At 44.7% G+C, this 13,831-nt stretch carries 13 protein-coding genes; 3 read left to right on the top strand and 10 right to left on the bottom strand.

The window, feature by feature from the left end:
- Positions 1-46: 46 nt before the first annotated feature.
- The 5 genes from BMX79_RS05005 to BMX79_RS04985 all read right to left on the bottom strand — a co-directional run bounded on the left by BMX79_RS05005 (position 47) and on the right by BMX79_RS04985 (position 4,277).
- Positions 47-928 carry a ParB/RepB/Spo0J family partition protein gene (locus tag BMX79_RS05005; protein WP_091479840.1) on the bottom strand — a complete coding sequence of 294 codons (882 nt, stop codon included), beginning with the start codon at positions 926-928 and terminating at the stop codon, positions 47-49.
- Positions 921-1,682, bottom strand: coding sequence for a ParA family protein (locus BMX79_RS05000; protein WP_091479837.1), 762 nt, complete (start codon positions 1,680-1,682; stop codon positions 921-923). The genes BMX79_RS05005 and BMX79_RS05000 overlap by 8 nt, the downstream gene beginning before the upstream one ends.
- Before the next feature lie 27 nt (positions 1,683-1,709).
- Entirely contained in the window at positions 1,710-2,429 is a 720-nt protein-coding gene (gene rsmG / locus BMX79_RS04995; protein ID WP_091479835.1) for a 16S rRNA (guanine(527)-N(7))-methyltransferase RsmG, read from the bottom strand.
- A gap of 298 nt (positions 2,430-2,727) precedes the next feature.
- Positions 2,728-3,918 (bottom strand): cation:proton antiporter, encoded by a 1,191-nt coding sequence (locus BMX79_RS04990; RefSeq protein ID WP_091479832.1) that lies wholly within the window; start codon positions 3,916-3,918, stop codon positions 2,728-2,730.
- A 2-nt stretch (positions 3,919-3,920) separates the two neighbouring features.
- Entirely contained in the window at positions 3,921-4,277 is a 357-nt protein-coding gene (locus BMX79_RS04985) for a hypothetical protein (protein WP_091479829.1), read from the bottom strand.
- Positions 4,278-4,507: 230 nt separating this feature from the next.
- Between BMX79_RS04985 and BMX79_RS04980 the strand changes: the two genes are divergently transcribed.
- Entirely contained in the window at positions 4,508-4,960 is a 453-nt protein-coding gene (locus BMX79_RS04980; RefSeq protein ID WP_091479827.1) for a GNAT family N-acetyltransferase, read from the top strand.
- A 62-nt stretch (positions 4,961-5,022) separates the two neighbouring features.
- On the opposite strand, the gene BMX79_RS04975 is transcribed toward BMX79_RS04980, so the two are convergent.
- From BMX79_RS04975 to BMX79_RS04960, 4 genes are all read right to left on the bottom strand, one after another.
- On the bottom strand, positions 5,023-6,036 hold the full coding sequence (locus BMX79_RS04975; RefSeq protein ID WP_091479825.1) for a sodium:calcium antiporter: 1,014 nt from the start codon (positions 6,034-6,036) through the stop codon (positions 5,023-5,025).
- A 278-nt stretch (positions 6,037-6,314) separates the two neighbouring features.
- On the bottom strand, positions 6,315-7,043 hold the full coding sequence (locus tag BMX79_RS04970; RefSeq protein ID WP_091479823.1) for an MIP/aquaporin family protein: 729 nt from the start codon (positions 7,041-7,043) through the stop codon (positions 6,315-6,317).
- Between the two features lie 34 nt (positions 7,044-7,077).
- Entirely contained in the window at positions 7,078-8,739 is a 1,662-nt protein-coding gene (locus BMX79_RS04965) for an FAD-dependent oxidoreductase (protein WP_091479819.1), read from the bottom strand.
- 123 nt (positions 8,740-8,862) lie between these two features.
- Positions 8,863-9,471, bottom strand: a complete 609-nt coding sequence (locus tag BMX79_RS04960; RefSeq protein WP_091479818.1) for a cadmium resistance transporter — start codon at positions 9,469-9,471, stop codon at positions 8,863-8,865.
- A 175-nt stretch (positions 9,472-9,646) separates the two neighbouring features.
- Between BMX79_RS04960 and chrA the strand changes: the two genes are divergently transcribed.
- Positions 9,647-10,825, top strand: a complete 1,179-nt coding sequence (chrA, locus tag BMX79_RS04955; protein ID WP_091479921.1) for a chromate efflux transporter — start codon at positions 9,647-9,649, stop codon at positions 10,823-10,825.
- Between the two features lie 71 nt (positions 10,826-10,896).
- On the opposite strand, the gene BMX79_RS04950 is transcribed toward chrA, so the two are convergent.
- Entirely contained in the window at positions 10,897-11,817 is a 921-nt protein-coding gene (locus BMX79_RS04950; protein ID WP_091479816.1) for a methyl-accepting chemotaxis protein, read from the bottom strand.
- Between the two features lie 308 nt (positions 11,818-12,125).
- Between BMX79_RS04950 and BMX79_RS04945 the strand changes: the two genes are divergently transcribed.
- On the top strand, positions 12,126-13,754 hold the full coding sequence (locus tag BMX79_RS04945; protein WP_091479814.1) for an ABC-F family ATP-binding cassette domain-containing protein: 1,629 nt from the start codon (positions 12,126-12,128) through the stop codon (positions 13,752-13,754).
- Positions 13,755-13,831: the final 77 nt, after the last annotated feature.

Here is a 13,831-nt window from a genome sequence, read left to right as displayed (position 1 = left end):
TTGATTGCCTCCTGTCCCAATAAATCCAGACGCTCAGTCTATTGATCTAATTTAAGTCGATATTCAGTTCTTCAAGAATACGGTTCAAGTCATCGGGTGAGACGTATTCAATTTCGATCTTCCCTTTGTCACCTTTTTCGCGAATGATGACACTTGTGCCGAACTTGTCCGTCAGCAGTTCTTCAGACTTTCTGATATAGACAGACTTCACGGGAGCATTATCCTTCTTGCCGTCCGTCTTCGGATTCTGATTAGCTTCTGCCACAAGGTGCTCCAGCTGTCTTACTGTCAGTTTCTCTTTCACTGCACGGCGGGCCAGCTTCTTGATCTTGGACTTGTCTTTAAGCCCTAACAGTGTACGGGCCTGGCCGTTTGACAGTTTGCCTTCCTGAACGAGCTTTTTCACTTCTTCAGGGAGAGACAACAGACGCAGGTGGTTAGCGATATACGAGCGGCTTTTACCCAGTCGTTCAGCGACCATTTCCTGTGTCATGGACAGTTTATCCATCATCATGTTGTAGGCTTCTGCTTCTTCCAGAGAGGTCAGGTCTTCTCGCTGCAGGTTTTCAAGAATGGCGACCTGCATCATGACTTCTTCATTCAATTCTCTAACGATGGCAGGAATGCTGTCTTTTCCTGCGAGTTTGGATGCTCTGAATCGTCGCTCACCTGCAATGATTTCATAGCCTTTAACAGATGACTTGCGAAGGATGATCGGCTGAAGAACGCCTGACACTTTGATTGACGCTGCCAGTTCATTCAGTGCATCCTCGTCAAAATGACGTCTAGGCTGATAAGGGTTCGGACGGATCTCCGTCAGATCGATCAGTTCCACACGTTCGTCATTGTTTCTGACTTCCTCTTCAAAGTCGGGCACGTCGAACAGGGCATCGATACCTCGGCCTAAGCCTTTTTTCTTATTAGCCATTACCCAACACTTCCTTTGCTAGTTCCTGGTAGACTTCTGCCCCTTTAGACTTCAGGTCGTAATCGATAATAGACAGGCCGTAACTTGGTGCTTCGGACAAACGGATGTTTCTTGGAATAATAGTCTGATAAACTTTTTCACGGAAATACTTCTTCACTTCATTGACGACTTCAAAGCCCAGATTAGTTCGGGCATCCAGCATCGTGAGCAATACGCCTTCAACTTTCAGATCTTTGTTGAAGTGCTTCTGGACCAGACGGACAGTGTTGAGAAGCTGACTTAATCCTTCCAGAGCATAATACTCACACTGGACAGGAATCAGGACAGAATCACTTGCTGTAAATGCATTGATCGTAAGATGTCCCAGAGAAGGCGGGCAGTCGATCAGAATATAGTCATACTGATCTTCAACCGTTTCTACTGCACGCTTCAGACGGGTTTCTCTCGCCATCAGACTCGTCAGTTCCACTTCTGCTCCGGCCAGCTGAATCGTTGCCGGGACCATGCTCAGGTTATCGCGACTTGATGACAAAATGACATCTTCAAGTGGTTCTTCGTTGATCAGAACGTCATAAATATCTTTGTCCACTTCACCTTTACGGACACCCAAACCACTGGTTGCGTTGCCCTGTGCGTCCATGTCGATCAGAAGCACTTTCTTACCGGCATAGGCAAGTGAGGCGCCCAGGTTGACAGTTGTCGTTGTCTTGCCCACTCCGCCTTTTTGGTTTGCGACAGCTATAATCTGTGCCATACTACTCCTCCATACTTTCTGTTATCATTAAACCAGCGGACTCTTATTTGGAGTGCCGGGTTTTCTAGGATATTTATTCGGTGTTTCTTTTGTCTTGTCTATAAGGATGATATGACGTTCCCCAGCCTCTTCAGGCAGTTCAAAGGAGATATCGTCTCTCACTTTTCCGCCCAGCAGACCGATCGCTTTGCGTCCTTCATCCAGTTCTTCCGGTGCATGAGCGGCCTTCATGGCAATAAAGGTTCCGCCTTTTTTAGCAAGCGGCAGACACAATTCTGACAGGACACTCATACGCGCTACTGCGCGGGCCGTCACAAAATCAAAAGAGGCTCTGAACTGTTTATTCTGACCGAATGTTTCTGCCCGGTCATGAAACAAATAAACATCTTCCAGCCCCAGCTCATTGACGACAGTTTCCAGAAAGCCGATTCGTTTCTTTAATGAATCGACAATGGTGATCTGCAGATTCGGGTAGATGATTTTCAGGGGGATACTAGGAAACCCAGCACCTGAGCCTACGTCGCATAGACTGTGGACCCCTTTGCTAAAATCTACATAAAGTCCTGCAGTTAATGAATCGTAAAAATGTTTCAAGTATACTTCTTCTTTTTTAGTTATTGCAGTTAAATTGATTTTTTCATTCCATTCCTGAAGCAGTTCCAGATAACGCTCAAACTGACGCATCTTTTCTTCTGTGACGGGAATGTCTCGCTTGGTTAATTCAGACTGAAATTCTTCTGGAGTCATTCTCTAAAATCCTTTCTATAGTCACTCGTGAAACAGTTTTTTGTTTCACAAAATCCCTCTCTTCACTTTATACCAAATGGCTTATAAATACAATGGCTGCAAGAGATTTTTTCCAATCAAAAAAATCAGACTGATATAAAAAATCGAGGAAAAGGTTACGTTCTGGATGTCACTTAACATTCTTAATGTCATCCTTGTGCAGCATCGACATTCAAAATTATTTGATCATCACTGGCATTACTAGGTAAAAAAACCACGATCAGACTTTTGTCAGTCCGAATCGTGGGTATCACAGCTTTTATTGCTTCTTAAATTTAGGGCTTCTCGCAGCTTTCGTTTCACCGACTGCTTTCAGAGCATAGCCAGTGATCATTGGTCCGAAAATCTCAAAGAAAACTGCTCCTGCCAGGACGACACCAGTAATAGCTCCGGAAACGTTAGGAATGCTTCGTTCAGCTACAGTAGCAAGTCCAATGGCTATACCAGCTTGTGGAAAGAGCCCGAGACCTATATAGGGCCGTATTTTCCTGCTCACATCTGTAAACTGAGAAAAGATCAATGAACCCACATATTTGCCGATTGAGCGGGCTGCAATATAAGCAAGTCCAGCGACGCCTACCGTACCTATAATCGATAAATTGATATGCGCACCAGCTAAGGTCAGGAATATGACGAACACCGGCATTTCAATGCGGTTTAGTAAAGTGGCGATCAGAACTTTTCTTGAAGTCAGGTTCGTAATGGCAATCCCTGAAAAGATATTGGTCAATACCGGAGACAGCCCGTACATGGAGGCAATACCAGTATTGAAAAGAATGACAGCAAGCAAAATGACCAGTAATTTGTCATTTGACGTCTCTTTTCGTATAAAGAAGGAAACAAACAGACCACTCAGTGCCCCGATCAGCGCGCCGAGGAAAATATCCAGCAGGACAGACCCCAGGAGAGCAATTCCTCCCGGCCCCTGATCTCCAAAGGACTGAACAAAAGATACCATCATACCAAATGCCATGATAGCAACCAAGTTGTCGAAAGCGACCAGTCCCAGTACATTCTGAGTCATTTCTCCTTCCGAACGCGTATCTTTAATGACTTCAACTACTCCTGCCGGCGACACAGTCAGTGCCAAAGTCCCTAAAATCAGCGCATACTGTATCGGCAATCCGACCAGCCATGTCAGCAGTGATGTGACCGCAACTGTCAAAACAGCATTGCCCATAGATATAGTTACCAGATTTTTTCCGAATTTTTTAAACATGAGATAATGCAGCTCAGTCCCTACGGAGATGGCCAGCATGCCGAGAGCCAGTTCGTTTACGAAACCTAAACTGTAATAGATCTCACTTGTAATAAGGTTCAGTACGCTCGGACCGAGCAGCAGACCACACAGGAGATACCCGCTGACAGTGGGCAGACCCACTTTACTTGCCAGTTTCCCTCCAGCCATGCCGACCAGCATAAGGATTGCAATGTATAACGAATATGTCATGTTTAAAACCCTTCTTCTATATTATTTTCGTTTTCGATGCCTTTCGTAAAGTTCACAGGTACACTAAAGAATATGGCTGTGTCAGGCTCCGACAAGTCTCCACAGACACTCTCCACAATCGATAGAACCTCTTTACGTTCTTCTTCGCTTTTAACTACTGTAAAGATCGTTTTGCTGTTTGATTCCCGTTCTTCTCCCAGTTCTGCAAACATTGAGAACATCGGAAACTGATTTGAAATAAGGTGACCCATGCCGCTACTGTCCAGCACAGTCGCACCCTTTATTTTATAACGCATAAATAACGTCAATATCTCGTCCAGCAGATCCGTTTTGTTCAGTACGATGACAACTAACTCCATTTGTCTCTTCCTTCTTTCTAAAATTTTTAAAAGTCATCTAAATCCATATTAAATTATGCGCCTAATAGCCTTTAAATTCAAGGGATTCTTGAAAATTGATTTATTTTCAAAAAATGATTTGACCTTTTTATTTAAAGATGTATACTATGTGTGTGGATCTCATATGTGTTCCGGCAATTACGGACGTATGTGGGATATATTTGACTAAAAAAGGAGATTGACACAACTAAATGTGGCAGTATAAACAATTTGAAGAATTAAGTGCACATGACTATCATCAGATCGTTAAAGAACGTACAAAAGTGTTTGTTGTCGAACAAGGTTGTGCCTATCAGGAAATCGATGACATCGACCTGCACGCTGTTCATCTGATCAAACGTCAAAAAGGAACTATCAAGGCCTATGCCCGAATCTATAAGCAGGATAAAAAAATGCGCATCGGACGCGTACTCGTTCCTCAGGAATTTAGAAGCGAAGGACACGGACGTGAACTGCTGAAAATTGCTCTCGATTATATTATATGCAAATACCCTAAAGCCGAAATCGAAATTCAGGCTGAAGCCTATCTTAAAGATTTTTATGAATCCTTTGGCTTCCGTGCAATTTCAGATTTATATTATGATGAAGAAATCGGACACTACGACATGGAACTGAAAAAAGAAGAACCTGTCGTCCACGTTTAATTTTAAACTATGACAAAGCAGCCGCCCTCTATGATTATTTTAGGGAGCAGCTGCTTTTTTTGTTATATAAAATTGAAGAAAAGATACACGGCGTAGATGAGTGCAAGCAAGATGCCTTGTCCCTTATTGATCGACTCTACTCGCTTGGTGAGAATCGGTATGCTCAGCAGGATGAAGATAAGGATCAGAATCGGGAACTGCAGCAGGTAATAACTCTGCGGCACTGAAACCCCACCAGGCAGGATACTGATCGTCGTACCCATGACAAGCAGCAGGTTCATCATATTGGCGCCCAGAACATTACCGATCGCCAATTCCCCATGGCCGTACCTGACTGCCACCAAAGTCGTGGTCACTTCCGGCACGCTTGTCCCGAAGGCAACCAGTGTTGACGAAATGACCGTATCAGGTATTCCCAGGCGTGCGGCTCCAACTTCAGCTGAAGCGACAAGTAAAGTGGCACCTGCCGTCACACCCAGTGAGCTGGCTGCGAGTATAAGAATGGATTTTATCAGGCCGCCTTGTTCAGCTGGTCCACCAGAATCGTTAGCTGCTTCAACCGGGAGCTCTTCCATCAGATGATCCGGTTTCTGCTTCACGGTGTACCAGAGATACAGCGGCAGAATAACAAGCAGAGCGCCACCGCTCCATCTAGGAAGCAATCCACCGGCTTCGTTCATTCCAGCTACAAAACTGGTCCCGATAAACAGAAAGGACAGCCCACTCATGAACAGGAAGGTCTGCTGCATGCCTTTCTTTACAGGGATAATCCCTCCAAGGGCACCAACCCCCAGAACCAGGGAGGCGTTGGTGATCATTGATCCGATGGCATTTCCTAGCCCGAATTCACCATTTCCTCCAATCGCCGCAGCAAGTGAGGATGCAACTTCCGGAAGAGTCGTGCCTATGGACAGGACCGTCGCTCCGACCACCACTTTCGACAAGCCAAGCTGCAGAGAAAGCTCCACTGCCTTATCAATCAGCTTATCCGCAGACTTGGATAGAATCACTAAGGACAAAATAAATATAAGTATGATAATGCTCAAATGAAAATCTTCGATGTAACCAGCCAACACACGCGCCTACTTTCTGATTTGTACTATTTATCAATAGTATAACAGAATATAGGGCCCTGGAGATTAATAAGGTTATTAGAATGTTTCTTATATCTGACGACCGATTGTTCAGACACCAGAAGATAAGCTGTCTTTTTTGATGATGATACTATTCATTGTAAAGCCAGCGTTCGTCCATACAAACAATCTAAGGTCATAACGCCTCATCTAATAAAAAACCTCCTTAAAGACAATACACATCTAGAAGAAGGTTCGTTTTATGATTTATTATTATGGGTTTACCTTACGCTGGTAATCAGCAGGAAACCAAGCCCTCCGATAACAGAGCCGATGAACGGACCCAGGACCGGAATCCAGGCGTAAGCCCAGTTTGACGCCCCTTTATTGGCCACTGGCAGAACCGCATGCGCGATTCTCGGACCCAAATCTCGCGCCGGATTGATGGCATAGCCCGTCGTTCCGCCTAATGACAGCCCGATCGTCAGAATCAGCAGACCGACGATGACCGGATTCAGCCCTTCTGTAAATTCGCCTTGCGTGAATGCCAGTAGAGCATAGACCAGAAAGGCCGTAGCCATCGCTTCACTCACAATATTCCATTTATTTTTCTTGATAGCCGGCGAAGTGGAGAAGACACTTAAGATCGCATCTTCATCCGAAGTTTCTTCAAAATGCGGATAATAATGCAGCCAGACCAGGGTCGCCCCTAGAATACCACCGATGATTTGAACCAGAATATAAGGCAGCACGAGTGCCCAGTCGAACTGTCCGGCAGAGGCCATACCCAGTGTCACGGCCGGGTTCAGATGAGCCGGTGACAGCCACCCGATTGAATAGACGGCCATGGTTACAGCCAGTCCCCATCCTATTGTGATATGCAGCCAGCCTGTATTAAATGATTTTGTTTTGTTCAGTACGTTTCCTGCCACGACACCATTCCCGATATAAATCAGAATGGCCGTCCCGAAAAATTCCCCTGTCAATTGTTGTAATACTGAAGTCTCCATACTGTCTCCCTTTAGTCGTTAGTTGAATGAATGGTTAGTTTCCGATTGCGTCCATATAATAGTGAAAGTTCGTGTTGCCTCCAGACAGCACATACACCTCTTTGAACCCGATGTTCAACAGCAGGTTCTGGGCTGTGTTGCTGGTCACCCCTTTATTGCAGTATACCACTGTCGGCAGTGAGCGGTCCAGATCAGCCACACCTTTGCGCAATTCAGGCATTGGAATGCTGACGGCGTTATCGACATGCCCTTTCGCATACTGCTTAGGCGAACGGACATCGATCACTTGAAGCTTGTCGCCTCTTTTCTGACGATTGATGAGTTCTTCCGGAGTCATGACCGGCAGCTGTTCTCTCGCATTTTCCAGCACCATTCCCGTGTACATAACCGGGTCTTTAGTTGTGCTGAATGGCGGCGCATAGGCCAGATCAAGATGGAAGAGGTCTTCCGCATTGGCTTCAAAAGTGATGGCGGTCGCAAACACATCAATGCGCTTGTCCACGCCTTCTGGTCCCACGATTTGTGCTCCTAGAAAACGTCCAGTCTCTCTATCCGCTACAGCTTTGATGATCATATTCTGGCCGCCTACGTATGTCGCATGTGCGGGCTTGATATTATGGATCACCACTGGATCGAAGCCGGATTTTTCAGCTTCTGCAGCAGACAGACCTGTATATCCTACAGTCAAGTCGAATAACCTGAAAATGCCGGTTCCAATTGTTCCTTTGAATGACAGTTTGCCTCCTGTCATGTGATCCCCTGCGATACGTCCCATTTTGTTGGCAGTAGATCCAAGGGGATGATAAATCGGCTGTCCTGTCACCCGATGGAAACTTTCAGCCACGTCTCCCACTGCATAGACATCTTCTACAGATGTGCGCATGAATTCATCAACTTTTACTGCCCCTGTTTCACCTAGTTTGATTCCTGTTTCTTTAGTCAGGAACGTGTTCGGACGGACACCGACAGCCAGGATGACCATATCTGTCTCAATATCTACGCCTTTATCAGTCTTCAGCACGGTCGCCTTTCCGCTGCCCTCTATTGTCTGAACTTTATCATTCAAATGCAGCTTAACGCCTTTGTCTTTGAGTTTCTTTTCAATATGATAAGCCATATCCGGATCGATTTTAGGAAAGACCTGAGACGCCAGTTCGACTACTGCCACGGTCATTCCTTTTTCTGTCAGCTGTTCCGTCATTTCCAGACCGATAAACCCTGACCCGACAACCGTCACGTGTTTAATGTCATTCTGGTTCATGTAAGCATCAATAGCTTTCGTGTCAGCCATCGACTTCACATGAAAAATATTGCTGTACGTATCCAGGCTGAACGGAGAAGGCGCAAGTGAATATGACCCTGTCGCCAGAACCAGTTTGTCGAACGTTTCACGGAACCCCTTGCCTTCTTTTTTATTGTACACTTCAATTTCTTTTACTGAAGGATGGATTGCTTTGACATGGTGGTCTGTATGGATATCGAAATCAAATCGTTTCTTGAACCACTGAGTATTTCTTGGGATGAGCGTGTCCACTGAGTCGACTTCTCCACCTAAAAAATATGGCATCCCGCAGACTGAGTAAGAAATATCTTCTCCAGATTCATATACGACAATCTCAGCCGTTTCATCATTTCGTCTCGCTTTTGCGGCAACAGATGTCCCAGCTGCAACCGATCCAATCACTACTATCTTCATTTGTTTCCTCCTTAAAGTGCATGAAAATCCAACTTAAGTCTCCTTTTTAGTTTAACAGATGCCCTTATAGCTGGCTATCAAAGTTTTTTTGCCTTTGTGTAAATATTGTGTAAAGGATAGGGACTAGCTGAACAGCCATCCGACTGCCTCATTTTCCACCATAATATACAGTCCCAGGGCGATAAAGACTAGAGATACAATCCACCGCTCATACTTTTCAATAAACACGTTGATCCGTCTCACTTCTGATATTTTATAAGCAGCTCCAAGCATGACTCCCGATAGAGCGTAATATACAATCAGCGTCAGAACCAGCTGATACCAGTCGATCGAGGCAAATAGAGGAATGTATACCCCTAAATTATCTCCGCCGAACGCCAGCATCAGGAAGAACACTCCGACAAAGGGTTTGGAATGTCTGGAAAAAGAAACGGATATTTTTTCTTCAGCTTCTTTTTCATCATCAGCCGGTCTGAAGAAGACACGTACCCCCAGGCCAATAGGAATCAGCCCAAGAAATCCGATCCATTCCTGCCGGACGAACTGCAGACCGAAACGAGCCATCAGACTGATCAGGATAATCACAGTAAAGCCTGTGAAAACGGCAGATATGATACCGATATACTCCCTTTTACTGTGGTCAGTCCGGCTGAACAACAGAACCATTACGATAATATGATCAATACTGGTTCCTATATACGATAAGATCGCTGTCACAAGTGCTTCACCCATTCTGCTCACCTCAGTTTCAAATCGTTTTATTCAGTTTATCAGTTACAGATGCCGTTAGCTACAGTAACGCCGGCTCATGTAAAAAGTATGTCAATTATTGAATAGTCTATTCTATTAAGGGAGCTTTTTTATTATACTGATAAGAGCTAGTTGAGGGGGAATTAATTTGAGTGAAATGAAAAAGAACGTGCCCTGGTCGACATTCCTAAAAGATGTTCTGGTCTGCTCGCTGGGTGCATTCGGTGGACCTGAAGCACACTACGGTGTCTTTACAGACCAGATGGTACTGAAAAAAGAGTATTTGACTGAGGAAGATATTGTGGAACTGATGGCTTTGTGTGCCTTTCTTCCAGGTCCGAGCAGTACACAGACGATCATCGCCATCGGATATAAAATGGGCGGACCGCTCCTTGCACTGCTGACGATGCTTGTATGGGCTCTGCCTGCACTGGCAATCATGACTACCTTATCCTTCCTGTACCAGTTTCTGGATGTCTGGAACATCTCGCCGGACGTGCTCCGCTATGTCGGACCGATGGCGGTCGGCTTCATCATATTGGCTGCGTACAAAATCGGGAAGAAGGTCGTCTACGATAAATTGACGCTTGTTCTGTTCCTATTTGGAGCGATAACCACTTACTTTATACGATCGGCCTGGATTTTTCCATTGGTCTTCTTGATCGGTGGACTGGTCACCCTGTCGATTACGCGCGAGAAAGATCTGTGGTATAAAGTTAAACTGAATCCTCCATATAAATATATGGCCTTGTTCATTTTCTTTACTTTAGGAAGCCTGCTTGCTGCCTTTCTGTTTGAAAATCAGTTCGTCAGCTTGTTTGAACGCTTTTATCGTTACGGATACTTAGTGGTTGGTGGCGGTCAAGTCGTCATTCCTCTAATGTACACCGAACTTGTTGATGTCAATGCATTCATGAGCAGCGACCAGTTTCTGACTGGGTACGGTCTCGTTCAGGGTATGCCTGGTCCGATGTTCAGCTTCAGCGCCTATGCTGGCGGGATGGCTGTCCAGAATCCGACCGTGCTGACACAGATTCTTGGTGCACTTGCCGGCGGGATCGGGATTTTCCTGCCCGGTGTCCTTCTGATTTATTTCGTTTATCCGATGTGGGAAAGACTTAAACTGGTCAAAGGCTTCCGCGTCGCTCTGAAAGGAGTGACTGCTGTTGCAGGAGGACTGATCGCTGTTGCGGCTGTCATCCTCACCCAGCAGAGCGGGGCGACCTGGGACAATTTGCTTGTGACGCTGTTTACACTCGTTCTACTATACACTAAGAAAGTTCCGGTGCCTGTCATTGTGGGGACAGTTATTCTTTTGGGCTTTATTGTCTCCTGAACGCTTGAACTTGAATTGCAGCACTATTAATAGGTCCTATCCATTTTACTTGGGTAGGACCTTTTGATGTGTCAGATTATAGTGTCTAATTCGTCTGCCTGTCTGCTTATTTTATCAGATTCAGCAGCGATCCCATTAAATTCAGAGATCGCTACATGAATTTCTTTTTCACTTTGTTCAATATGCTCCTTGAGATGTGTATTCCCATCTACAACCAGATCGATGTTATTTGTGACTGCCTGAACATCAAGTTTTATATTTTCTGCAGATTCATGAACTTGTTTGGACAGCCGCTTGACCTCCTCAGCAATGACCCCAAATCCTAACCCATACTTGCCCGAACGTGCAGCCTCTATAGAGGCATTCAGTGCCAGAAGATTAGTTTGAGATGCAATATCCTGAATCGTTTTAACAATACTCTTGACCGATTCATTCTTTTTGAGTAGTTCGCTCAAGTTCTCTGTACTGTCATTAGATTCTCTGATCATGGCCTTACTTTTTTCAAGCAGATCTTCTCCTTTTGAAATCCCGTTTCTCGAAGACACAGCCATGCTCTTGGATAGCTCCAGTAATTCTTGGGTCACAGCTTCAATTTTTAACTGCCTTTCTGTTATATCCGTCGCAACCTTTGACACCCCGATGACTCTATTTCCAAGAGCATCATAGATTGGAAAGTATGTAGCTTCAAGCCAAATTACCTCTCCATAAGCATTTTTACGCATGATTTTATCCTGGAAGCTTACGCCATTAAGCAGGTTATTCCAGAGTTCTACATAGTCAGGGGAATTATAGAAATCAGGAAAACAGAACGTCTTATGTTCTTTACCAAGCACATCCTCTTTTCTATATTTGAGGGCGTGTGCAAAATTATCGTTAACATATGTGACTCGTTTGTTTGTATCAAATCTGACAATGGCCAAATTGTCCTCCAGCGCCTTGACCAGCACCTCATCGTAAATAGAATGTGCTTTTACCTCTCCAACATACTCCACACCTTTATCTCCTTTTTAAAGGGCGTTATATAACGCCTCATATTTTTAATAAAATTATAATCGTCGGATTACTGCTTTGTTAACACGACCGTTGAGGGTCACTATTCCTAATTCGAACTAATTTTGTAACGTTATTTATTATAACTCACGAGCCATGATATAGGAAGAATTTGAACTCGCTTTGTCTTTTTTTCTCAGAAAGAAAAGAATAACCCTTTAAACCAGTGCATTTTTCTAAAAAGTAGGTATAATAAAACCTAATGACTTATTGAGAATATAGAGTACAAAAGAAACGAGGCAAATATTTAATGATTACAGTAACAGATGTAAGCTTGCGCTTTTCAGACAGAAAACTGTTTGAAGACGTCAATTTAAAATTCACAAATGACAATTGCTATGGCGTTATCGGTGCGAACGGTGCCGGTAAATCGACCTTCCTTAAAATCTTATCTGGAGAAGTTTCTCCAACGACTGGTGACGTTTCTATGCCAAATGACCAGCGTATGGCTGTCTTGAAGCAGAACCATTTTGACTACGAAGACTATACGGTTATCGACACAGTCATCATGGGTCACGAACGTCTGTATGCCATTATTCAGGAAAAGAACGATATCTACATGAAGCCGGACTTCTCTGACGAAGACGGCATCAAAGTGGCGGAACTTGAAGGTGAATTTGCTGAACTGAACGGTTGGGAAGCTGAACCTGAAGCCACTACTCTGCTACAGGGTCTGGGTATTCCTGAAAATCTGCATAGCCAGAAGATGAGCGAACTGACAGCCGGACAGAAAGTGAAAGTCCTTCTGGCTCAAGCTCTATTCGGTCAGCCCGATGTCCTGCTTTTAGATGAGCCGACTAACGGACTCGACACGCAGTCCATTATCTGGCTGGAAGAATTCCTGATCAATTTTGAAAATACAGTTATTGTCGTTTCCCACGACCGTCATTTCCTGAACAAGGTCTGTACACACATGGTCGATGTGGACTTCGGTAAGATCAAGCTCTTCGTCGGAAACTATGATTTCTGGCTTGAATCAAGTCAGCTGGCTGCCAAGCTGCAGGCTGACCAGAACAGTAAAAAAGAAGAGAAAATCAAAGAACTTGAGGCCTTTATTGCACGATTCAGTGCCAATGCATCGAAATCCAAGCAGGCAACATCTCGTAAGAAAATGCTGGATAAGATCACTCTGGATGACATTCAGCCGTCTTCACGCCGCTATCCATTTGTCGGATTCAAACCTGAGCGTGAAATCGGAAACGACTTGCTCCGTGTAGAAAATCTGTCTAAAACAATTGATGGAAAACAAGTCTTAAGTAATATTTCCTTCAATCTGGGCCGTGACGATAAAGTGGCATTTGTCAGCCGTAACGATGTCGCCATTACAACTTTATTCAAAATTATCACGGGTGAAATGGAACCTGATACTGGGTCATTCCAGTGGGGAATCACGACTTCACAGGCTTACCTGCCGAAAGATTCGTCAAGTGAGTTCAACAACAGCTCAATGACTATTCTTGACTGGCTGCGTCAGTATGCTTCCAAAGAGGAAAACGATAATACATTCCTGCGCAGCTTCCTGGGACGCATGCTGTTCTCCGGTGAAGAAGTGCTGAAAGAAGTCAACGTGCTGTCCGGTGGAGAAAAAGTCCGCTGCATGCTGTCCAAGCTGATGCTGAGCAAGGCGAACGTTCTGGTTCTGGATGATCCGACCAATCACCTGGATCTGGAATCCATCACCTCACTGAACAACGGGTTGATCGATTTCAAAGGGTCTGTCCTGTTCGGTTCACATGACCACCAGTTCATTCAGACAGTAGCCAACCGCATCATTGAACTGACACCAAATGGCGTCGTCGACCGTGCGGAAACCACTTACGATGAATTCCTTGAAAATAAAGACGCTCAGAAACAAGTCGCTGCTTTATATGAAGCGTAAGACAGCCTGACTGACGTTAAATAATTATAATCAGCCGACTTAAGAGACTTGATTCTCTTGGGTCGGCTGTTTTTTGT

It is taken from the genome of Alkalibacterium pelagium, assembly GCF_900109325.1.
GTDB classification, from domain to species: Bacteria; Bacillota; Bacilli; order Lactobacillales; family Carnobacteriaceae_A; genus Alkalibacterium; species Alkalibacterium pelagium.
Note: the sequence above shows the minus strand (reverse complement) of the source record. Positions and strands in the feature narration are given on the sequence as shown.